The organism is Pseudomonas sp. NPDC008258 (assembly GCF_042956345.1).
GTDB lineage: Bacteria > Pseudomonadota > Gammaproteobacteria > Pseudomonadales > Pseudomonadaceae > Aquipseudomonas.
On sequence record NZ_JBIBGE010000008.1, the window covers coordinates 153,184 to 174,106 of the forward strand.

General features: G+C 62.4%; 14 protein-coding genes and 1 tRNA gene. 6 read left to right on the top strand and 9 right to left on the bottom strand.

What is annotated here, in order from left to right; all coding sequences use genetic code 11:
• Positions 1–192: 192 nt before the first annotated feature.
• The 5 genes from ACFY9W_RS08930 to ACFY9W_RS08950 all read right to left on the bottom strand — a co-directional run bounded on the left by ACFY9W_RS08930 (position 193) and on the right by ACFY9W_RS08950 (position 8,901).
• On the bottom strand, positions 193–1,491 hold the full coding sequence (locus ACFY9W_RS08930) for an HDOD domain-containing protein (RefSeq protein WP_391128582.1): 1,299 nt from the start codon (positions 1,489–1,491) through the stop codon (positions 193–195).
• A gap of 138 nt (positions 1,492–1,629) precedes the next feature.
• The gene (gabT, locus tag ACFY9W_RS08935) at positions 1,630–2,907 is read right to left on the bottom strand and encodes a 4-aminobutyrate--2-oxoglutarate transaminase (protein ID WP_391128585.1); all 1,278 of its coding nucleotides are present in this window, start codon (positions 2,905–2,907) and stop codon (positions 1,630–1,632) included.
• Positions 2,908–3,089: 182 nt separating this feature from the next.
• Positions 3,090–4,532: an NADP-dependent succinate-semialdehyde dehydrogenase gene (gene gabD / locus ACFY9W_RS08940; protein ID WP_119368460.1), complete on the bottom strand. Its 1,443-nt coding sequence runs from the start codon at positions 4,530–4,532 to the stop codon at positions 3,090–3,092.
• 338 nt (positions 4,533–4,870) lie between these two features.
• A complete protein-coding gene (locus tag ACFY9W_RS08945) occupies positions 4,871–6,547 on the bottom strand; it encodes an aryl-sulfate sulfotransferase (RefSeq protein ID WP_391128588.1) in 1,677 nt (558 codons plus the stop codon).
• Positions 6,548–6,564: 17 nt separating this feature from the next.
• Positions 6,565–8,901, bottom strand: a complete 2,337-nt coding sequence (locus tag ACFY9W_RS08950) for a TonB-dependent receptor domain-containing protein (protein ID WP_391128591.1) — start codon at positions 8,899–8,901, stop codon at positions 6,565–6,567.
• A gap of 192 nt (positions 8,902–9,093) precedes the next feature.
• Here ACFY9W_RS08950 and ACFY9W_RS08955 point away from each other — a divergent pair, with 192 nt between their 5' ends.
• The gene (locus ACFY9W_RS08955) at positions 9,094–10,008 is read left to right on the top strand and encodes a LysR substrate-binding domain-containing protein (RefSeq protein ID WP_391128594.1); all 915 of its coding nucleotides are present in this window, start codon (positions 9,094–9,096) and stop codon (positions 10,006–10,008) included.
• 129 nt (positions 10,009–10,137) lie between these two features.
• On the opposite strand, the gene ACFY9W_RS08960 is transcribed toward ACFY9W_RS08955, so the two are convergent.
• Positions 10,138–11,043 (bottom strand): TauD/TfdA family dioxygenase, encoded by a 906-nt coding sequence (locus ACFY9W_RS08960; protein WP_391128597.1) that lies wholly within the window; start codon positions 11,041–11,043, stop codon positions 10,138–10,140.
• A gap of 38 nt (positions 11,044–11,081) precedes the next feature.
• A complete protein-coding gene (locus ACFY9W_RS08965; protein ID WP_391128601.1) occupies positions 11,082–12,119 on the bottom strand; it encodes an ABC transporter substrate-binding protein in 1,038 nt (345 codons plus the stop codon).
• A 297-nt stretch (positions 12,120–12,416) separates the two neighbouring features.
• Between ACFY9W_RS08965 and ACFY9W_RS08970 the strand changes: the two genes are divergently transcribed.
• Together ACFY9W_RS08970 and ACFY9W_RS08975 are read left to right on the top strand one after the other, a co-directional pair.
• Positions 12,417–14,018, top strand: coding sequence for an ABC transporter permease subunit (locus ACFY9W_RS08970; RefSeq protein WP_391128604.1), 1,602 nt, complete (start codon positions 12,417–12,419; stop codon positions 14,016–14,018).
• Positions 14,015–14,878, top strand: coding sequence for an ATP-binding cassette domain-containing protein (locus ACFY9W_RS08975; RefSeq protein ID WP_391128607.1), 864 nt, complete (start codon positions 14,015–14,017; stop codon positions 14,876–14,878). Before ACFY9W_RS08970 ends, ACFY9W_RS08975 begins: the two co-directional genes overlap by 4 nt.
• On the opposite strand, the gene ACFY9W_RS08980 is transcribed toward ACFY9W_RS08975, so the two are convergent.
• A complete protein-coding gene (locus ACFY9W_RS08980; RefSeq protein WP_391128610.1) occupies positions 14,852–17,239 on the bottom strand; it encodes a dermonecrotic toxin domain-containing protein in 2,388 nt (795 codons plus the stop codon). The genes ACFY9W_RS08975 and ACFY9W_RS08980 overlap by 27 nt on opposite strands.
• 179 nt (positions 17,240–17,418) lie before the next feature.
• On the opposite strand from ACFY9W_RS08980, the gene ACFY9W_RS08985 reads away from it, so the two are divergent.
• The 3 genes from ACFY9W_RS08985 (at position 17,419) to ACFY9W_RS08995 (ending at position 20,245) form a co-directional block, all read left to right on the top strand.
• Positions 17,419–17,495, top strand: a tRNA-Arg gene (locus ACFY9W_RS08985).
• Between the two features lie 160 nt (positions 17,496–17,655).
• Positions 17,656–19,386: a dipeptidase gene (locus tag ACFY9W_RS08990; protein ID WP_391128613.1), complete on the top strand. Its 1,731-nt coding sequence runs from the start codon at positions 17,656–17,658 to the stop codon at positions 19,384–19,386.
• A gap of 421 nt (positions 19,387–19,807) precedes the next feature.
• Positions 19,808–20,245, top strand: a complete 438-nt coding sequence (locus ACFY9W_RS08995; RefSeq protein ID WP_198749564.1) for a CBS domain-containing protein — start codon at positions 19,808–19,810, stop codon at positions 20,243–20,245.
• A 6-nt stretch (positions 20,246–20,251) separates the two neighbouring features.
• On the opposite strand, the gene ACFY9W_RS09000 is transcribed toward ACFY9W_RS08995, so the two are convergent.
• Positions 20,252–20,890: an NADH:ubiquinone oxidoreductase subunit N gene (locus tag ACFY9W_RS09000; RefSeq protein WP_391128616.1), complete on the bottom strand. Its 639-nt coding sequence runs from the start codon at positions 20,888–20,890 to the stop codon at positions 20,252–20,254.
• Positions 20,891–20,923: the final 33 nt, after the last annotated feature.

Consider the following 20,923-nt stretch of genomic DNA (forward strand, 5'->3'; position numbering starts at 1 on the left):
GGCGATGTGACGGGCGAGAGCAGGAAAAGTTGCAGTAGATGGGAAGAAAATTGGTGAAATATAGCTTTTTGTGAAGCAATTCCCACACGAAAAGTCGTGTTTTGTCGCGACTAACACAAAATGAAGCAGCGAGCGGGGAGCGGGTTCAGGGCGCTGCGCGACCACCCTGGGGCGCACAGCGCATGCACACGCTTAGGCAGTCGGCTCGGTTGGTTCGGGCTGCTCGGGGGGCGTCGGTTCATCGATTTTCAAGGGCGCCTCGGCCAACTGCACGGGCTTCGCTTCGGGGTTTTCCACCTTGCGCAGCCGGTTCAGCTCTGGCAACCCAAGCTTGAGCAAGCGCGCCGTCTTTCCGTTGGCTACCTTCTCCATCCCCTGCTCGGCCGGCAGCCGCGACAACTGCCCGGCCAGGTTCATGGCCAGAATCTCTCGCGAATAAACCCCGCCGCCCAGCTGGTAGATCGCCGCGATCAATTCGCGCAACGCCAGCGGCAAGCGCCAGCGCGTGCGTAGCGCCGAACCGAACGCCGCACCGAACTCATCCAGCGAGTGCTGCACGTTGCGTTCGTCCAGCTCGCCCCCGGCCAACCGCCACTCTTGCAGGCAGCGCAACACCGCCAGGTCGCCCAGGCAATGCAGCAGCCCCGCGCAATAGCAGCGCCCTTCGTCCAGCTCGAGCATGCGCGCCAAGGTACGGCCATATTCGGCGGTATGCAGCGAAAGGTCCCAATAACGGGCAGCGTGCTGCGCCAGCAGCGGGTCACTGAGGCGCGCACTGCGCTTGAGGGTCATGCCCAGGATCAGGTTCATGCTCTGGGTGCTGCCAAGCTTGTTCAGGGCCTGCAGCAAGGTTTGCACCGGTGCTTCACGGTGCAACGCGGCGCTGTTGGCTGCTGCAATCAGCACGGCGGTAACCTGGGGGTCGTTACGCACTTCCTCTTCTAGCACCTTCAGGTTCAGGCCCTGAGGGTTGAGCGCGCGCTTGATTGCCACCTGCACATCGGCCAGCAGCGGCCCACCATCGGCGGTAGCGCGTCGTTGCTCAAGGTAGGCAGGCAGGCTGGCACCGGCCTGCAAGGCCGGTACCGGGCAGGCGATTTCCTCGCCAACTGCCACCAGCAACTCTTCCAGACGCTTGCGCAGGTTATCCAGGTTCAGCGGCTTGCTCAGGTAGGCGGTGGGGTGCAGCGGCAATGTTTCGCGCACGCTGGCGCTGTCACTGCGGTTGCTCATGAGGATGAACGGCAACCCCGGCCCTTTGGCGCGGACCTTGCGCAGCAGGTCGAGGCCATCGACACCGGCCAGCTCGCGGGCGGCGATGATCAGGTCAGGTTTGTTGGCCAACAGGTTGAGTGCCTGCGAGCCGTCGGCGCACACGTGTAGCCGTGCATCACAGCGCACGCTGAGCAGCATTTCGCTGAGCATGTCACGTACCCAGGGGTCGCCCTCGACAATCAGTACGTTTGGTGCGGTGGGGTTTGCAGCGCTCATCGCCAACAGCTCCTGATTAGCCTGACACACAGTCCGTCGCAGCTTCCAAAGCAAATCCTCCGCTAACGATAGCGCCCCGTGGCTTTTCTGGGCACAAAAAAAACCCGCCGAGGCGGGTTTTTTCAGAAGCGCGTCACATCAGGCGAGTTCAGCGAAGCACTCTTCGATGATGGCCAGGCCTTTGTCCAGCAGTGCGTCTTCGGCAGTCAGCGGTACCAGGATACGCAGGACGTTGCCGTAGGTGCCGCAGGACAGCAGGATCAGACCCTTGTCGCGTGCCTTGGCAACAACCTGGCCAACAGCAGCAGCGTTCGGGGTGTGAGTGCCTTTCTCGAACACTTCAACAGCAATCATCGAGCCCAGACCACGGACGTCGCCGATGATCGGGAACTTCTTCTGGATTTCGCGCAGGCCAGTGGTCAGGCGCTCACCCACAGCCTTGCTGCGGTCCAGCAGTTTCTCTTCTTCGAACACTTCGATCACGGCCAGGGCCGCGGCGCAAGCGATCGGCGAACCGGCGTAGGTGCCGCCCAGGCCGCCTGGAGCGATGGCGTCCATGTACTCGGCCTTGCCGCACACACCGGCCAGCGGGAAGCCGCCAGCGATGGACTTGGCGAAGGTGGTCAGGTCAGGCGCAACGCCCATCTGTTCCATGGCGAAGAAGGTGCCGGTACGGCCAGCGCCAGTTTGAACTTCGTCAGCGATCAGCAGGATGCCGTGCTGGTCGCACAGGGCGCGCAGGCGCTTCATCAGCTCTTTCGGCGCTGGCAGGAAGCCGCCTTCGCCTTGTACTGGCTCGAGGATGATCGCAGCGATGTCGCGTGGCTCGGCGTCGTTCTTGAAGATGCGCTCTACCGAAGCGATAGCGTCGTCAACGCTCACGCCGTGCAGTTCGCTCGGGAACAGGGCGCGGAACACGCCGCCTGGCATCAGGCCCATGCCAGCGGAGTACGGCACGACCTTGCCAGTCAGGCCCAGGGTCATCATGGTACGGCCGTGGTAGCCGCCGGTGAAGGCGATGACGCCAGCGCGGCCAGTGGCGGCACGGGCGATTTTCACGGCGTTTTCAACGGCTTCGGAGCCGGTGGTGACCAGCAGGGTCTTCTTGTCGAAGTCGCCCGGGACCAGCTTGTTGATCTTTTCGCACAGCTCTACGTAGGGTTCGTAGGCCAGCACCTGGAAGCAGGTGTGGCTGACTTTGGTCAGCTGCTCTTGCACGGCTGCAACCACTTTCGGGTGCAGGTGGCCGGTGTTCAGTACTGCGATGCCGCCAGCGAAGTCGATCAGTTCGCGGCCTTCAACGTCGATCACGGTCGAGTTCTTCGCGGTGTCGACGAAGATCGGGTGGATCTGGCCGACGCCACGTGGGACGGCAGCTACACGACGTTGCATCAAGGATTCGTTGGTCTTGCTCATAATGCCCTCATTGCGCCGACAGGAATGGCGCTTTTATTCGGGGGTGGCTGGGAGTGCTCGCGAACAGTATTCGTTGATCGACTGCCACAAACGCCCTGGCCACCAGGTACTGCGATGTAAAAAAGGCCAGCGAGACGTCGCTCTCGCGCCCCGCTGGCAGAGGTAAAGCCTTTACCGTGCTATCAGACGCTGATGCACAGGTATTTGATTTCGAGGTAGTCCTCGATACCGTACTTGGAACCTTCGCGGCCCAGGCCCGAAGCCTTGATGCCACCGAACGGTGCCACTTCGTTGGAAATCAGGCCGGTGTTGATACCTACCATGCCGTACTCCAGGGCTTCGGCAACACGGAACACACGGCTCATGTCGCGGGCGTAGAAGTACGAGGCCAGGCCGAACTCGGTGTCGTTGGACATGGCGATGACTTCGGCTTCGTCTTTGAAGCGGAACAGCGGCGCCAGTGGGCCGAAGGTCTCTTCCTTGGCGACAGCAGCAGTCTTCGGTACGTCAACCAGGATGGTCGGCTCGAAGAAGTTGCCTTCAATGATCTTGCCACCGGACAGCACCTTGGCGCCTTTGGAAACGGCGTCTTCAATGTGTTCCTGGACCTTGGCGACAGCTTTGCCGTCGATCAGCGGGCCAGTGGTGGTGCCGTCTTCCAGGCCGTTACCGATCTTCAGCTTGGCTACTGCAGCAGCCAGCTTCTCGGCGAACGCGTCGTAGACGCCGTCCTGCACGTAGATACGGTTGGCGCAGACGCAGGTCTGGCCGTTGTTGCGGTACTTGGAGATGATCGCGCCCTCTACCGCCTTGTCCAGGTCGGCGTCGTCGAACACGATGAACGGGGCGTTGCCACCCAGCTCCAGGGAAACCTTCTTGATGTCCTTGGCGCATTCTTCCATCAGCTGGCGGCCGATTTCGGTCGAGCCAGTGAAGGACAGTTTGCGTACCAGCGAGTTGCCGGTCAGTTCGCCGCCAACTTCGCCAGCGCTGCCGGTAACGACGCTCAGCACGCCAGCCGGGATACCGGCACGGTGTGCCAGCTCGACCAGGGCCAGGGCGGAGTACGGGGTTTGCGAAGCAGGCTTGAGCACCATGGTGCAGCCAGCAGCCAGGGCCGGGCCGGCTTTACGGGTGATCATGGCGGCCGGGAAGTTCCACGGGGTGATGGCCGCGGTAACGCCGATTGGCTGCTTGATGACGATCAGGCGCTTGTCTGGCTGGTGGCCAGGAATGGTGTCACCGTAGACGCGCTTGGCTTCTTCAGCGAACCACTCGATGAACGAGGCGGCGTAGGCGATTTCGCCCTTGGCTTCGGCCAGTGGCTTGCCTTGTTCGGTGGTCATCAGGCGAGCCAGGTCGTCCTGGTTCTCGATCATCAGTTCGAACCAGCGACGCAGCTTGGTCGAACGCTCTTTGGCGGTCAGGGCACGCCAGGCCGGCAGGGCCTTGTCGGCGGCTTCAATGGCGCGGCGGGTTTCCGCGGTGCCCATCTTCGGCACGGTACCGATGACTTCACCGGTGGCCGGGTTGGTCACCTTGATGGTCTGGCCGTTGTCCGCATCCAGCCACTCACCATTGATATAGGCTTGCTGGCGGAACAACTGAGCGTCTTTGAGCTGCATGTCGGCTTCCCGAATTGTTGATTGTTGAAAAGCGCCCAAGGCAGGGCATCGAGCGTTTGAAATCTCAAACGAATGCTAAGCGGCTGCTGGGGTGTTGGACAATAGGCTGTTCGAAAAAAAGAACGAATGGTTGAACAGCCGGGCGGAAAATTCATCATTCTGCGTGATGGCAACTGGCCCTTTCGCGGGCACGCCCGCTCCCACAGGTACCCCACCGGTCTCGAGTTCGGTGCAGTACTTGTGGGAGCGGGCGTGCCCGCGAAAGGGCCGGTACAGGTTAGACGAATGAACTGAAAGAAATGTGAAGGGAGGACCGACGGCCCTCCCGGGGGGATAGATCAGAATGCCTTGGCCAAGTCGATCACCAGTGCCCGGTAGCCGACACTGCCCGGCTGGCGGCTGTGCACCTTCAACTCCACCAGCACCTCCTGAGTCCCGCGCCGTACCTCATTCAGCACGGTAGCGGTCAGCTTCTCGGGCGTCAGGAAATTCACCGAAGCCGAGTAGATGAACTGGGTATCGGTCTCCGGCCGGTAGGCCACCACCGAAGTCACCGGGCTGTACCACTCGTCGCCGCGCTCCTTGCCGTACTCCCACACCTGCTCGACGGTGCCCTTGGCCTCATCGATGCGGTACTCGACCGCCCGGCTGTAGTTGCCGCTGAGCTTGGTCGGTGCAAAGTCACGGCCCCAGCCGTTGTCGAACACGGTCAGCGTGCCCTTGCCGGTCAGCCAGGCGGTGTGTTGGGTCCATGACCAGTCGAAGCCTTCGCTCTCGACCGGCTTCAGCACCTTCGCACGCAGGTGCTGCGGCCAACCTTGGGGCGAGGCAAGAATCCATTTCACCTGTTTGTCACGACCGATCTTCACCACGCCCTGGTGACGTGCTGAAACGATGATGCTGTCGTCATCAGCGTCGTAATCGATGGCATTGACGTGTGCCCAGTTACGCCCGGTACCCACGCCGGGGGTATCGCCAAAGGGCAGATCACCTTCAGCCAGTTCGTTGGCCAGCCGGTCGTCCTGCTTCTGTACGCCCTCCGGCAGCTGGACAGCAGCCTTGCCCAAGGTTTCCAGCAGGTCGCCGCGGTACGGGTCGAGGATCTGGTTGAGGTCCCAGAAGTCCAGCACATCCCCGGCCTCGTTCACCTCGATGATGTGGTCGCGGATCGAGCGCACACGCTTGCCGTCGGGGCGGCGGTAGTCGCTGGTGCCTACCCGTAGCAGGTAGGTGCCGTTGCTGGTCTCGCGGATTTCATGGGAGAAATCGGCAAACTTGTCGGGCAGCGTGCGTTGCCAGATGCGCCGGCCCAGCAGGTCGTACTTGGAATAGGTCTGGCCCTGGCCCCAGATCAGCTTGCCGTCGCGGGTCTGCTGGAAGCCCATGGTGCCACCCAGGCTGTCACGCCGGTTGGAGTCGTGGATCTGCTCGATATCCAGGTACCAGCGCACATCGCCATTGGTGTCGGCGATCCAGTTGTTGCCCACCTGGTCCCATTCCGCCGCGCCGCCCAGGGCGTTCCACTTGAAGGCACGGCCGCCCGGGATGTCGCCCTGCAAGTGGTTGAACAGGTAAAGGCGCTTTTCAAAACCCGACGCCACCTTGATCGGCTCAACCTCCGGCAACGCGGCTGTCTGCTTCGCCACCACTGGCAGGCGTACGGCCGGGGCGTAGATCTGGTACTGCTGGCGGATACGCTCGCCGTCCAGCTTGTAGGTCACTTCCACCTGGTTGACGTGGTCCGGGTACAGGCCAAATACCGGGATGCCACCGTAGGTCCACAATGACCGGTCAGACACGTCATAGACGATGTCCACGCCGCGCTCACCGCGCCCCAGCACGCGCACATGCACGTCACTCAGGCTGCGGCCACCGTCGCGGATGATTGCGGTCAGCGGCGCCAACCGGTACGGGTTGACTACCACGTCACCCAGCAGCGCTTCGTCGTGCTGCGGGACTTTCGCGGTAAGGCAGGCGCCTTCAGGCAAAGCTGGGGTTTCGGTCTTGGCATTCATGGCAAAGCTCCTTGTGCTCAGAAGTCGTAACGGGCAGTTGCGCCGAAGGTGCGCGGGGTACCGAGTACGCCGGCATAGCCACCGTTGGCGGAGTTCCACAGGCTGGTGAAGTAGGTTTTGTCGCCGGCGTTTTTCACCCACAGCGACAGGTCGACCACGCCGTCGCCCTGGTCCAGGCGTACACCGGCTGAAAGGTTGACCAGCGCATAGCTGGGGATCTGGCCGAAATCGGAATCGTCGATGGTGCCCACGGCCTTCGAGCGGAAGGCATAGCTGGCGGTAACGTAGGGCTCGACATGGTCGGTGGCTTGCCACTTGTACTGGGTGTTGAGGTTGGCGATGTACTTGGAGGCGCCGACCACCTGGTGGCCAGACAGGTCGCAGGTGGCGGTGGCATTGGCCAGGCTCACCTCCGGCGGGCATGGCGCGTCCTTGTATTCGGTGTAGCGCACGTCGTTCCACGAGCCGTTGAAGTTGACGGTAAGGCCGCGGATCGGCAGCGCCGTGGCTTCGAACTCCAGCCCGCGAGAGCGCACGCGGCCGGCGTTGGCCAGGTATTGCACGCGGTTGATCTGGTCGTAGACGTTGGCCTGGTAGCCGTGAACTTCAGCCCAGAACAGGTTGCTGTTGAGTTGCAGGCGACCGTCTAACAGGGTGCTCTTCAAACCCAGTTCGGCGTTGTTGACCCGCTCGGTGCCGACCAGCAGCGAGTCAGTGCCCAGCCGTGGTGCAGCGCCGACCGTGAGGTTGACGCCGCCAGACTTCTCGCCGTGAGTCAGGGTGGCGTAGCCCAGCAGTTGCTCGTTGAAGCGGTAGCTCAGGCCCAACAGGCCGGAAGGGCTGAAACTGTACTGGTTGAGGTCGCCCGAATCGTAGGCCCCTATCCGGGCCTGGCGCGCTGTGGCGGCGGCACCGGTCACTGCCGCGCCGCCACTGGGTGCATCGCGGGTTACCCAGGCGCTCTTCTCTTCATAGGTACCGCGAATGCCTGCGGTGAAATCCAGGCGGTCGGTGACATGCCAGGTGCCTTGGGCGAACAGCGCATAGCTATCGGTATCGATATGCCCGTCACCAATGGTATTGACGTTGTTCAGCGCGCCGGCAGGTGTGAGGTTCCAGACATCCGCCTGCGGCCCGTAGTAAGTGAAGGATTTGTTGTCCAGGTCCTGCTTGAAGTAATAGGCACCCAGCACGTAGTCGAAGGCGCCACCGGTTGGCGAAGCCAGGCGGATTTCCTGCGAGTACTGCTTGTCGCGCACCGATACCCCGGCACTGTAGAACACCGGCACGTTCAGGCCATCGTCATTGCGCGGGGTGAAGTCCCACCAGCGGTATGCGGTGATCGAGGTCAGGGTGAAGTCGTTAGGCAGGGTCCAGTTGGCCTCTACCGAGGTTCCGCCCTGGAACACCGTCACCTGTTGGTCGGCGTCGAAATTGACCTTGCGGTCCTTGCCAGACACCAGCGTCGCGCCCGCCTGGGCGGCCAGGCTTTCGTAGCGGTTGACGCCGTTGATGGTCGGGCCGGTGCTGTACAGGCTGAGGATGCCGTTGTTGGAATCCTCTTCGTTGTATTCGCCAATCCAGCGCAGGTTGAAGGTATCGCTAGGCTTGAACAGCAACTGGGTACGAAAGCCCTGGCGCTTGCCGCCATTGAGGTCGTCGCCGTTGTGGATGTTCTTCACATAGCCATCGTCTTCGGTGCGGTAGGCGCTGATGCGCCCGGCCAGGGTCTCGCTGATCGGCCCCGAGAAGCTGCCTTGAGTTTGCAGGTAGCCGTCTTCGCCAATCGACTGCTGGATGCTGCCTTCGCGGTGGAAGGTGGGCTTGCGCGTGGTGATGTTTAGCACGCCGGCCGTGGTGTTCTTGCCGAACAGCGTGCCCTGCGGACCGCGCAGCACTTCGAGCTGCTCCACGTCCAGCAGGTCGAACACCGCCATGCCTGGGCGGCCAAGGTAGACGTTGTCCAGGTAGATACCGACGCTACCCTCCAGGCCGTCACTGGCCGGGTTGTTGCCCAGGCCACGGATCGAGATGCTCGATTGGCGGGCATGCACGTAGGCGACGTTGGTGCTGGGCACCAGCTGTTGCAGATCCTGCACACGGTAGATGCGTTGGGTTTCCAGGGTTTCGCTGTCGAGCACGCTGATCGGCGTGGGCACGCTTTGCGCGGTTTCTTCGCGGCGGCGGGCATTGACCGTGACGGTGCCGAGCTTGGCTTCCTGTTCCACCGCCGGAGTGGCGCTGACCGGCTCTTCGGCGAAGCTGCCAGAGGACGCCGCCAGCAGCACGCCAGCGGCCAAGGGTTGCAAGGTAAAGCGCGACGCGCGCGCAGGCCAACGGGAAAGTCCGGACATGCAAATGCTCCTTGAGGCATGGGCCCTGGCGAGCATTTCCGTTGGCGGAACCGAATCGCGGTCAGTCGGGCTTATATTCTTCTAAGTGATATAAATATTTGTAATTCATATTTAGTGGAATAAGTAACACCCTTTATAAGGGGACTCACCCTTGTCAGCAATTGCATTTGACCGAAGGTTTTAATGTAGAAAATGCATATCGATCTGCGTCAGCTGCGCCACTACATCGCCCTGGTCGAGCACCGCAGTTTCGTGGCCGCTGCGGCTGCCGTGAACCTGTCGCAATCGGCTTTCAGCCGCAGCATCCAGACCCTGGAGCACAACATTGGCTGCCGCCTGGTGGACCGCGCCAGCAAAGAGCTGGCGCCCACCCGCCAGGGCCTGCTGGTGCTGGAGCACTCGCGGCGGCTGGTGCATGGGGCGCACAACCTGGTCAACGAGATCCACCAGTTCAACGGCGCCACTACCGGCGTGGTGCGCTTCGGCTCGGGGCCTGCGCCGGCCGGTGGCCTGGTACCGCGAGCGGTGGCGCGTTTCGTGGCCGAATACCCGGCAGCACGCACCTGCTTCCAGGTGGACAACTGGCAGGCGCTGAACCGCAAACTGGTTGCCGAGGAAATCGAGTTCTTTGTTGCCGACACTCGCCAGTTCGAGTCCGACCCGGACTACCAGGTGCACAAACTGACGCCACAGCGCTGGCACTTCTGCTGCCGCGCCGGGCACCCGCTGACCCAGCAGGAAGCCGTGCATGCGCGAGACCTGTTCGACTACCCGATGGCCACCACCTTCCGCCCGCCGAACATCCGCAAGATCCTCAGCGACCTCAGCGGGCGGCAGGACTTCCTGCCAGCGGTAGAGTGCGAGCACGGGTATGCCCTACTGAATGTGGTGATGCACTCGGACACCATCGGCATTGCCTGCAATGCCAATTTGCGGCCGTATCAACGCGAGGGCGGGTTGGTGAAGTTGAACCTGGCGGACCTGACGCCCGAGCAGGAAGAGGCGTGCCATACCCGCTATGGAGTGGTGAGCCGGGTGGGGTATGGTTTGTCGCCGTTGGCGCAGGGGCTGGTCAGGCAGTTGATTGCCTGTGATACCGAGGTGTAGCTGGCGGGGGCTTCGCCCCCGAATCGCCGGCAAGCCAGCTCCCACACCGACCGCGCCGAACTCAAGTCATGTGCAGTACCTGTGGGAGCTGGCTTGCCGGCGATGGGACGCAAAGCGGCCCCGGCTATATCAGCCTTTACGCGTAGTCCTGCTCAACTGGCCATCGACACCCACAGGCACCTCCCCCGCCAAGGTCACCCGCCGCACCACCCGTGGCTGGGTACCATAGTCATCCACCGCATAATGCTGCGTCGCGCGGTTATCCCAGATCGCCACATCCCCCGCCTGCCAGCGCCAGCGCACGGTGTTCTCCAGGCGCGTCACATGCCCCTGCAGCACAGCAAACAGGTGCTGCGAATCCGCCAGCGAATAGCCCTTGATGCGTTTCACGAAATGCCCCAGTTGCAGTGCCCGCTCACCACTGATCGGGTGCACACGCACCACCGGGTGCTCGGTTTCGTACACCGTCGAGGTGAACACCTTACGGTAACGCTCCAGTTTGGCCGGGTCCACATCGGGTTTGATGCTGGCGTAGTCGTACTCGTTGCTGTGCACCGCCCACAACTTGTCGGCCAGTTCACGCAGCGGCTCGGGCAGCTCCTGATAGGCCGCCGCCGTGTTGGCCCACACGGTATCGCCACCCGATGCCGGCGCCACCACGCTGCGCAGGATGGAGGCCTTGGGGTAGGCGTCGACGAAGGTCACGTCGGTGTGCCAGGAGTTGGCCCGCTGGCCATCGGCGCCATCGAGTTGCAGCAGGTAGCTGGTACCGTCCACCACAGGCACGGTGGGGTGGGCAACCGGCTCGCCGAGCAGCTTGGCAAAGCCTTCCTGGCTCTGGTCATCCAGGTGCGTCTGATCGCGGAAGAAGATCACCTTGTGCTGTACCAGTGCAGCCTGGATCGCCTCGATCGTGGCTGCATCGAGGTCGGCAGACAGCCTCACCCCGCGGATTTCGGCGCCGATGCGGCCGGCAACCGGGTGAATGTCGAGTTCGAGGGCTTGTGGCGCGGTGGCCAGGGCGGCATTGCTCATGGTCGTGGTCCTTGCGGTGATTGTCGGGTTATCAGGTTTCAGCGAGCAGCCTGCACGGCCTGCTCCTGTTTCAATGCAGCATCGAGAAAGCGTGGTTCGATCCAGTCGGCTACCTGGAAGCCACGGCGGATCAGGCGCTCCTTGGCTGCCAGGTCGACGCCCTGCTGCAACTGGCCGACAAATTCGGCGTCCAGGCGTGGGTCGAAGTAGTGGGCGAGGTTTTCCTTGGCCAGGTCATCGCTGAGGATGCTGCGTGGCCAGTTGGCGTTGTTGGCCACCAGGTCCACATACGCCTCGCGGTTGTGCTCATCGCGCAGCCAGTTACTGGCTTGCTCCTGGGCGTTGACCAGGCGCTGGACCAGCTCGGGGTACTTGCGGATGAAGTCGCCCGTGCCCAGCAGCACCGCCTGGGTGCTGCCGGCACCTTCAAGGTCGCGCGAGTTGACCGGCAACTCCACCAGCCCGCGCTCACGCAGTGACAGCAGGTTGGACAGGCCCCAGGTGGCGTCGATCTGCTTGGCGGCCAGCGCGGCGTTGGCGGCATTGAAGTCCAGGTTGATGACCTTCAGTTCGCGTTCGGTCAGCCCCTGGCTGGCCAGTGCACTGGCGAACGACAGCTGGTTGGCCGTACCACGGAACACCGCCACGCGCTTGCCCTTGAGGTCGTGCAGGGTCTTGATGCCGGAGCCAGGCACTACGCCCAGGTAACTCTTGACCCCTCGCACACCTGCCGACAGCACGCGGGTGTCCAGGCCATTGGCCTTGCCGACGATCGCGGCCAGGTCACCCAGGTAGGCGAAGTCGGCCTGGCCGTTGGCCAACGCCTCGTTGACCACAGGGCCGGCCCCCTTGAAGAAGTGCCAATCGATGCGGATGCCGTCCTTGGCAAATTCCTTCTCAAGCAACTGCTGATCACGCAGCACATCAACTACGCCGCCCGCACTGGGCTTGCTGCCGGCACTGAGGTCGGGCACGGCAATACGGATGCTCTCAGGCTTGGCGGGCTCGGCCGCCTGGGCACCGAGGGTGAAGGCCAGCCCAAGGGCGGTAACGAGGTGGCGCAACGGGGTTTTCATGGCAAGGCTCCTTGGCAGGCTGCCACCGGCGATGGCCGGCGCTTTGGCCAGAAGCTAGGCAGGTCTGGTTAGAACCTACAAAGACCAAAACTTCATCTTTCAGTAACTGGAAGGCATAAACCAGGCTGCATGCGGGTCTGCGAGGTGCTTGCGCAAAGCGCATGGAAAATATGAGGAAAACGCAACGACGGGGGGCTTCCGTATGCAGGGGACGCATGCTCTTATCTCTTGAAAGTTGCTTGTTGGATTTTTTAATTCCATAAGTGAATAAACTAACAACGTCTCGAGAGATGGCCGATGAATGGAGTTCTGAGCAGGAATCGGAGGTGGCTTCCGGGGGCGCTGCGCGGCCCTATCGCGAAACAAGGCCGCCCCCACACAGGCCGTGACCGCTTGTTGCCTTGGTTGCTGCCTGTGCTGATTGCGCTGCTGTGGGTGGTGGCGAGCCGGCAGCACTGGATGAGCGAGCAGATCCTGCCGGCGCCGGCACTGGTGTGGCAGAGCGCGGTGGAGTTTGGCTCTGGCGAGCTCTGGGGGCACCTGTGGATAAGCCTGCAACGGTTGTGCTGGGGGCTGGCGGCGGGTATCGGCAGCGGATTGCTGCTGGGGGTGTGGCTGGGCGCTTCGCGGCAAGCACAGACGCTGGTTTTGCCGACTTTCGTGGCGCTGGCGCAAATTCCCACTCTGGCCTGGATCCCGCTGTTCATGCTGTTCTTTGGCATCGGTGAACTGCTGAAGCTCGTGGTGCTGGTAAAAGCCGTGGTGGTGCCCGTCACCTTGCACACACTGGTGGGTGTGCGCGATGCCCAGCCAAAACTGCGTGAAGCCGCTGCGGCCCTGCGCCTGCCACGCCACCTGCTGTTCCTGCGCCTGCTGCTGCCAGCTGCCCTGCCCGCTTTTCTCACTGGCGTGCGCCTGGCCCTGGCCACCGGCTGGACCTCGCTGCTGGCGGTGGAGCTGCTGGCATCCAGCGAAGGAATCGGCTACCTGATGGTGTGGGGACGCCAGCTGTTCATGCTCGACCTGGTGCTGCTGTGCATTCTGGTAATCGGCCTGGTGGGTGCCGTACTGGAGCGCAGCTTCTCCGGCCTGGAAAAGCGCCTTCTGTACTGGCCACAACCGGCCACGGGTGAACAGCAGCGCGGGCCGGTGCCACGCGGATGGCAAAGCCTGCTGCTGCCTCTGGCACTGCTGGCGCTGTGGCAAGCCAGCAACAGTTTCGGCTGGGTTGACCCGAACATCCTCACTTCGCCACTTGAGGTGCTGCGCACACTGCTGGTCGGTCTGGCCGATGGGTCACTGCCGCAAGCCTTGCTGCTAAGCCTGGAGCGCACCCTCGCCGGCCTGCTGCTGGGTGGCGGTGCCGGTCTGCTGACCGGCTTGCTGCTGGGGCTCTCAAAACCGGCAGATCGCCTGTTCGGACCTGGCCTTACGGCCTTGCGCCAGGTAGCGCTGTTCGCTTGGGTGCCGCTGCTCACCGCCTGGTTCGGCCTGGGTGAAGGGGCCAAGCATGTGTTCGTCGGCCTGGCCGCATTCTTCCCGCTGCTGATCGCTACCCAGCGCGGTATCGCCAGCCTCTCGCCACAGCTGGGCGAAGCGGCCCGCACGTTACGCCTGGGCCTGTGGCAACGCTTGCGCCTGCTGGTGCTGCCCGGTGCAGCCCCGGCCATTTTTGCCGGCCTGCGCCTGTCGCTGATCTATGCCTGGCTGGGCACCATCGGCGCCGAATACTTCATGCCTTCGGACGGCGGCATCGCCAGCCTGATGATCGGCGCCCAGCAACTGTTCCGCATGGACCAGGTAATGGCTGCGATGGTGCTGATCGGCCTGGTCGGCGCCCTGCTCGGCACCCTTGGACAACGCCTAGAATCGCGCGCCACGCGCTGGAGAACTGCATGAACGCCTTCAACACTTCGCACCTGCACGCGGCCAACCAGCCCGACGTCACACCGCCGCTGGTCTGCTTCGAGAATGTCAGCAAGGTTTTCAGCGTGGACGGTCAGCCCATCGAAGCGATCCGCAACTTCAACCTGTCGATCAACCAAGGCGAGCTCATTGCCATCGTCGGTGCCTCGGGCTGCGGCAAGTCCACGCTTTTACGCCTGTTGGTAGGGCTGGATACCGATTACAGCGGCAGCATCCGCGTTGACGGCCATACCGTCAGCGGCATCGGGGGTGAGCGCGGTATCGTCTTTCAGGAGCACCGCCTGTTCCCTTGGCTGACAGTGGCGCAGAACATCGCGCTTGGCCTGGTCAACGAGCACCTGACCCAGGGCGAGCGCGCCCGGCGCATACATGAATTCGTTCAGTTGGTTGGCCTGCTGGGTTTCGAGTCCGCCTACCCACACCAGCTTTCCGGCGGCATGGCGCAGCGTGTGGCGATTGCACGCGGGTTGGTCGCCAGCCCCCGTATCCTGCTGCTGGACGAACCGTTTGGCGCGCTGGATGCATTGACCCGTCAGCAGCTACAGGATGAGCTGCTGGCCATTCGCGAACGCGCCGGGGTCACCGTTTTACTGGTGACCCACGATGCCGAGGAGGCCACCTACCTGGCAGACCGGGTGGTGGTTCTGGAGCCGCGCCCGGGTCGGATCAGGTCGGTGGTCGAGGTACCGCTGCCACATCCGCGCCAGCGCAGCGGGGTAGCCCTGCACAGCCTGCGGGAAAAAGTGCTGGGGCAGGTTACCGGCGTGGTCAACCGACCCGAACCGGCGCGAGCAAGGGTTGAGGGCCTAAGACCGGAACTCATCGCCTTGTGAGCCTGGCTGGCTGGGGAACAGGCGCTCGACCAGCGCCTCGCTGCCGACCCGCTCGGCATACGCCTGGCGGTCAAAGGGCTCGCCGGTACGCATGTCGAGCAGCGTACCCTCGGTGGGCCGCTCCACTTCGCGAATCCGCACTTTGATGAAGCGATAGTCATTGCCCAGCACTTCACGTACCGACTCAATCCGAAAGTAATGCCCCGGGGTGAACAATACCTCGGCCTCCACCGGGTGGATCGACAGCGGCGCCACGGGTATGCCGCTGCGCAAGCCCTCACCTACCCATTCATACACCACCGCTGTTTCATCGAATGCGTTAGTGGTTTTAGAGGTCAGGAACATGCGCAGTACGTAGGGGTTTTCGGTGAAGGAGGTGATGTCCGTGTTGACCAGGACATCGCCAACATTCACCTCGCCGGTACGATAGCGGACGCCGCCAGTCGCCCTCAGGTTGCTGCCCCCACGCCATAAACGCATGGCATTGGACTTCGGTAGCGTTTCCAGCGAATCGAACAACAGATTCAGGTAAGCATGAACTTCCTCGCGCGAGAGCGTCGGCAGGTCAGTCCGCCCGAAGCGGAACAGGTCATTGACCTTGGCAACTTCCATGCTGTAGTTCAGCACCAGCATATTGTGCAGGTCGCCGTCTTCCTCGAAGGTGTAGTGGCGTTTGCCATCACGCAGCGCGTAGGTCCAGCCTTGCTCATCCACGATGGCGTCATCGTGGTCCTTGACCCGAGGCAGGTCTGCCTCGCTCAACAACGCTCTCTGGCGTGCCAGAATGTCCTCTGAAAGCCCGACGGCGAAACCCTCGTTGGGGTGCATATACACATCCCAGAAGCGTGAGGTCAGCGTCTCCAGCCGTGCTTCAGGTGCCTGCAACTGCCACAGGCCACTTTCCTCCATACGCACCGGCAAGGTTGGCAGGAACGCGTACGGGTCGTCGTCATGCACCACCAGCCACTCTGACAAGTCCGGGCTATAGCGCACACGCACGGTTCTTTCACGCATTTCAATCCAGGTAGCGCCGTCATCACTGAGCTTGATTCCGCTCAGTAACCCTTCAGTGCAGGTATCCAGGCCCAAGATCCGGTTGGCTTCCAGGTTCTCCATGTCTTCGCCCAGTTCATCAGTGGCTTGCCAGCCTTCGAGGTTGGCCAGGCGTACATGCGGTGGCTCCCGGTAAGTCAAGGCACGTACGCCCAGGCCTATGTCGATGATGGAAAACACCGTGACCAGTGCATCGCCCACCGCAGAGATGATCGCGGCACGGCGCTGGTCGGTAGAACGGCTATGCCAGGCAGCATCAACGTCCAGCACCAGGCGCGCCCCGCCTGCCCCCAGCAGAAGCAGGCTCAACGGCCATGCAGCTGTCGCAAAACTGCCAAATACCTGAATGAACGCCCCCAGGTAGCCCCGCCATAGCTGTTTGCGCAGGTCGGCATTGCTGATCAGCGCTTGCTGTTGCGCTTGCAGATCTGCCTTGGCCCAGTGCGCAAGCGTTTCAAACAGGTCAGCAGACAATGCCTGGCCCTCACCCAAAGGCTGCTGCTCGCCCAGCCAGTGCTGCAGGCTTTCTCGCCGGGCAAAAGCCTGCAATGGCTTGGCCGAGGCCGGATCGTAGAGGAAGATGCGACCATCGCCAGCCATCAAGGTCAGCAGGCGGCCACCACCCGCTCGCAGGTATTCGCGCAGGCTCATCGAGGTGCCTGGGCTGATGGCTTGCAAGTCGGCCAATGTGGGGGGGTGGTCGCTTGCCAGGCCAAGCCAGTTGAGCAAGAGGGTGCGGTCGCCCTCGTCGAGCGCCGACTCGCGCACGCCTTGCTCGATGGCCGCGATGAAGCCGGCCCTGGCCAGCAGCGGCAACGTGCGGCCCTCTTCAGCCCAGAACAGTTCGGTACGTGCATGCACCTGGGCAGCGAAGTCCATCGCCCAGAAATCATCCAGCACTTGTTGGGCGTCCAGGCGTACTTCATTGGTCTGGTCATATTCAGCGGCATTGCCATCCGCAGTGTAGAAGCCGCTGTACAGTGCCAGGGTGTCCGGTGCCTCCTGGAAGCCACCGCCGAAGCGATGGACCAGCAACTGGGTGAAGGTCAGCGATTGAGTCGGCGGCCCGGCATGCCGCCAGCCAGTGAATGTGGGCGCACTGACGGCGGTGTCGAAGGCATGCCACCACACCTTGTCCGGGTCCAGCGCCTGGCCGGTATGTGCCTGGAGGTAGCTGCTGGCTCGCTGCTGCGCCAGCACATAGAGGTCGGGCCAGGCGGCCACATAGGCACGTGCAGTTTCCATCAGCGCCCGTGCATCCTTGAGCGAGGCCAGGCTGCGGGCATAGTGTTCAGTATCGATGGGCATAACGGGGGTCATCGTCGGGTCGAAAGATATCTCGATTAACCGCTACGCACCAGCACACGAGGTGGTAGCCCGATGGCACCTCTGAGCCTCCTGTGCACATCCCGTGAGAACAGGGAAAAAAAGCCACAGATCAAGGCGATGGACGCCACTGGCACAGATGGGTATCATGCGTGCGCGTTGCACTCGTAGCTCAGCTGGATAGAGTACTGCCCTCCGAAGGCAGGGGTCGTGGGTTCGAATCCCGCCGAGTGCGCCATATCAAAAAGCCCTGGGCCTGAGCCCGGGGCTTTTTCGTTTGTGCGACATGTCGCGTTTCTGGTACTCCCGTGCCACGGGTCATTGGTGTTAGCGTGGGCGTCTTCCCGTTTTCTGACGGGTAGCCCATAACAATGATTGGCGAAGGAATGCGCACAACCATGCACCTGAAAAAACTGACCGCCACCACCCTGCTGCTGGCCAGCATCGGCCTGTTCACCCAGCCGGCCCAGGCCAACCTCACCCAGCAGCAGTCCGCTGCCATCGTCAAAGCCTTCGACGGCAGCACCCCGAGCGACTTCAAGCAGTTCCTAGGCAAGCTCAAAGGCAGCGACCTGGCCAAGGCCGACAACCTTGAGGCAACCCTGGACGCCTACCTGGCCAACAAGCAACTGGCCGCCGAACAGCAAGATGAAATCAACCGCCTGCTCGGCCTGTATACCCGTATCAAGTACGGCAAGGCCGCCACCGAAACCCTGCGCGAACTGGTGGCCATCCCCACCTTCAGTGTCGAGGGGACGCCACAGCACGAGAACCCCGAGTTCCTGAAGATTGCCGACAAGCTCAAGGCCCTGGCCGATAGCTTTGGCCTGGCCTTCCGCAACATCGACAACCGGGTGTATGAGGTTTCGCTCGGCAGCGGCAAGGAAGTGATCGGCATCCATGCCCATGCCGACGTGGTGCCGGTCAACCCGGACAACTGGAAGCTGGCCGACGGCACGCGCCTGGACCCGTTCAAGGTCACCCTGGTCGGCGACCGCATGTACGGCCGCGGCACCGAAGACGACAAGAACGGCATCGTGGTAGCGATGTACGCCCTGAAAGTGGCCAAGGACGAGAACCTGCCGCTGGCCCGGCAATTCAAGCTGCTTATCGACACCACCGAAGAAACCAGCGGCGACGCCATCCCCTACTACTTCGAGCGCAACCCCACCCCCGACTACAACCTGGCCCTCGACGGCGGCTACCCTGTGGTAATTGCCGAGAAGGGCTACGGCACGGTCATGGCCAGCTTCAGCAAGCGGGCGGGCACCGGCAAGGGCGCAGAAATCGTCAACCTGACCGGCGGCCTGGCCACCAACCAGATACCGACTACCTCGGTGGCGACCCTGGTTTCGGACAACCCGGCTCAGCTGGCCAAACAGTTGCAGCAAGCCGGTGCCAAGTACGTGAAGAAACAGGGCGGCGACTTCAGCATTGACGCCAAAGCCGATGGCAAACAGGTGTTACTCACCGTGACCGGTGTTTCCGCCCACTCCTCGGAGCCAGAGTCCGGCGTAAACCCGGTAGCGCGTATGCTCGGCTTCATCAACGGGCTGGGCCCGCAGGTGCCACTCAAGCAAAACCACTTCACTGACGCCGCCCGCTACGCCGCCGACAACTGGGGCCTGGACTATCTGGGCACCAAGCTCGGCGTTGCTTTCAAGGACGCTTTCATGGGCCCGCTGACCGCCTCGCTGACTTTTGTCGGGGTGGATGACAAAGGCCTGAAACTGGCAGTGAACCTGCGCATTCCCAAAGGCAAGCCAATCGCCACGATCAAGGACGAGTTGGCCGACAAACTGGGCAAGTGGACCCGGCAAAGCCACACCTCGGTGGCCTTCGACTACAGCCTGGACGAACCGATGTACCGCAACCCCGAGGGCGAATGGGTCAAGGCCCTGCTCGCGGTGGCCACCGAGAACCTGGGCATGAAGCATGAGTTTGGCACCTCTGCCGGCGCAACCTCGGTGCACGACCTGCCCAACGGCGTGCAGTTCGGCCTGGCCATGCCGGATGTGAAGTACACCGGGCACAACGACAACGAGTTCAAGACTGTGGACCAGTTCATGCTGGACCTGCAGATCGTGAGCGAGATGGTGGCGCGGCTCGGGCAGATGCCGAAGCTTTGATCGGCAATACCGGCCTCTTCGCGGGTAAACCCGCTCCCACAAAACTGCGCATCACTTACTGATTTAGCAGGGACCCTGTGGGAGCGGGCGTGCCCGCGAAGAATCCAACGCGGTGCATGGCACCGGCTGCGCCGGTGTTCGCGGGCGCGCCCGCTCCCACAGGGTACGCGGTGTGCCCGGCATCAGTTCTCCGCGCGACAGCGCAGCCCAATGGGCAGGGCAATCTCCCACAAGGACTCCGTATGCCTGAGGCCTGCGATGTACCTGTGGGGGCGGCTTCAGCCGCGAAGAGGCCGGCACAGGCGACACTCATGACGTTTTTCAATCGACTCCATGCCGTTTCCTGCATTGCCGTGCAGAGCGCCGTACCGGATGCTTTAGTTACACCGAGACAGCGCTTTTTCCACCCGCAGAGGCCCACATGAAAACCGTCGAACAAATCCTCAAGACCAAGTCCCAGCACCAGACCGTGTACACCATCGGCCCGGATGACTCGGTGCTCGACGCCCTGAAAATGCTGGCGGAGAAAAACGTCGGTGCGCTGCCCGTGGTCGAGGGCAACCAGGTGGTGGGTATCGTCAGTGAACGGGACTATGCACGCAAACTGGTGCTGAAGGGGCGCTCGTCTGCAGCCACCCCGGTACGCGAAATCATGAGCGCCCCGGTCGTCACCGTGGAGCCGAAGCAGAACCTTGAGTACTGCATGAACCTGATGACCAACCGGCACTTGCGCCACCTGCCGGTGGTGAGCAATGGTGAGCTGCTGGGCCTGCTGTCGATCGGTGACCTGGTCAAGGAAACCATCGCCGAACAGGCCAGCCTGATCCTGCAACTGGAGCAATACATCCGCGGCGAATGAAGCGCCTCAATGGTAGGCGCGCTCCAGTTCGTCCAGTTGATGGTCGAAGCTGCGCAGGCGCGCCGACCAGGTGTAGACCAGCACTTCCAGGTCCCGGTTCAGCACTGCCGTATTGCCGTGGCCACTGTGCGTAGGCTCGCCCAGGTCCAGCTGGTAGCGCTCACGTGCCATGGCCTGGGCCACGCTGGACAGGTCGCGAGCGTTGGCCAGCCAGTGATGGTGGTGGTCATGGATTTCACGGTCGAGCACGCGGCACTGGCGCTTCAGGGCATCCAGGCTCTGCTCCAGCGGTGTGCCCTTGAGCTCGCCCATGACCTCTTCGAAGGTACGCCCCGAATGCCAGTAGCTGCCCCAGAAATAACGGTCGAACACCGTTTCAACGCGGCGTAATGCCACCTTGGTGTTCCAGATGGTCAGCAACGTTCGCCCCTGGATCACTTCGCGCTTGTTCAGGTGCAACTGCTGCCAGGCGATCCAGGTCAGCGTCACCAGTGCAAACGCCACAGTGACAGCGGCAGCGGCATACAGGAAATGCACTGCCTGGTTCATCTGTTGCGTCTGCCTGATGCCGTAGAAGTAACTGGCCGTCAGGGTGCCCAGGATCGTCACGGAGCACCAGAAACCTGGTGCGTAGGGATCTTTCATCGCGCTATCCCCTTATTGTTTTCCTGAGCATAG

Excerpts from the sequence above, each read along its gene's own strand:
- ACFY9W_RS08945 (WP_391128588.1), bottom strand. The coding sequence starts at position 6,547 with ATGAATGCCAAGACCGAAACCCCAGCTTTGCCTGAAGGCGCCTGCCTT.
- ACFY9W_RS08960 (WP_391128597.1), bottom strand. The coding sequence starts at position 11,043 with ATGAGCAATGCCGCCCTGGCCACCGCGCCACAAGCCCTCGAACTCGAC.
- gabT (WP_391128585.1), bottom strand. The coding sequence starts at position 2,907 with ATGAGCAAGACCAACGAATCCTTGATGCAACGTCGTGTAGCTGCCGTC.
- ACFY9W_RS08980 (WP_391128610.1), bottom strand. The coding sequence starts at position 17,239 with ATGCCCATCGATACTGAACACTATGCCCGCAGCCTGGCCTCGCTCAAG.
- ACFY9W_RS09000 (WP_391128616.1), bottom strand. The coding sequence starts at position 20,890 with ATGAAAGATCCCTACGCACCAGGTTTCTGGTGCTCCGTGACGATCCTG.
- ACFY9W_RS08955 (WP_391128594.1), top strand. The coding sequence starts at position 9,094 with ATGCATATCGATCTGCGTCAGCTGCGCCACTACATCGCCCTGGTCGAG.
- ACFY9W_RS08950 (WP_391128591.1), bottom strand. The coding sequence starts at position 8,901 with ATGTCCGGACTTTCCCGTTGGCCTGCGCGCGCGTCGCGCTTTACCTTG.
- ACFY9W_RS08930 (WP_391128582.1), bottom strand. The coding sequence starts at position 1,491 with ATGAGCGCTGCAAACCCCACCGCACCAAACGTACTGATTGTCGAGGGC.
- ACFY9W_RS08965 (WP_391128601.1), bottom strand. The coding sequence starts at position 12,119 with ATGAAAACCCCGTTGCGCCACCTCGTTACCGCCCTTGGGCTGGCCTTC.
- ACFY9W_RS08975 (WP_391128607.1), top strand. The coding sequence starts at position 14,015 with ATGAACGCCTTCAACACTTCGCACCTGCACGCGGCCAACCAGCCCGAC.
- ACFY9W_RS08990 (WP_391128613.1), top strand. The coding sequence starts at position 17,656 with ATGCACCTGAAAAAACTGACCGCCACCACCCTGCTGCTGGCCAGCATC.
- ACFY9W_RS08970 (WP_391128604.1), top strand. The coding sequence starts at position 12,417 with ATGAATGGAGTTCTGAGCAGGAATCGGAGGTGGCTTCCGGGGGCGCTG.
- ACFY9W_RS08995 (WP_198749564.1), top strand. The coding sequence starts at position 19,808 with ATGAAAACCGTCGAACAAATCCTCAAGACCAAGTCCCAGCACCAGACC.
- gabD (WP_119368460.1), bottom strand. The coding sequence starts at position 4,532 with ATGCAGCTCAAAGACGCTCAGTTGTTCCGCCAGCAAGCCTATATCAAT.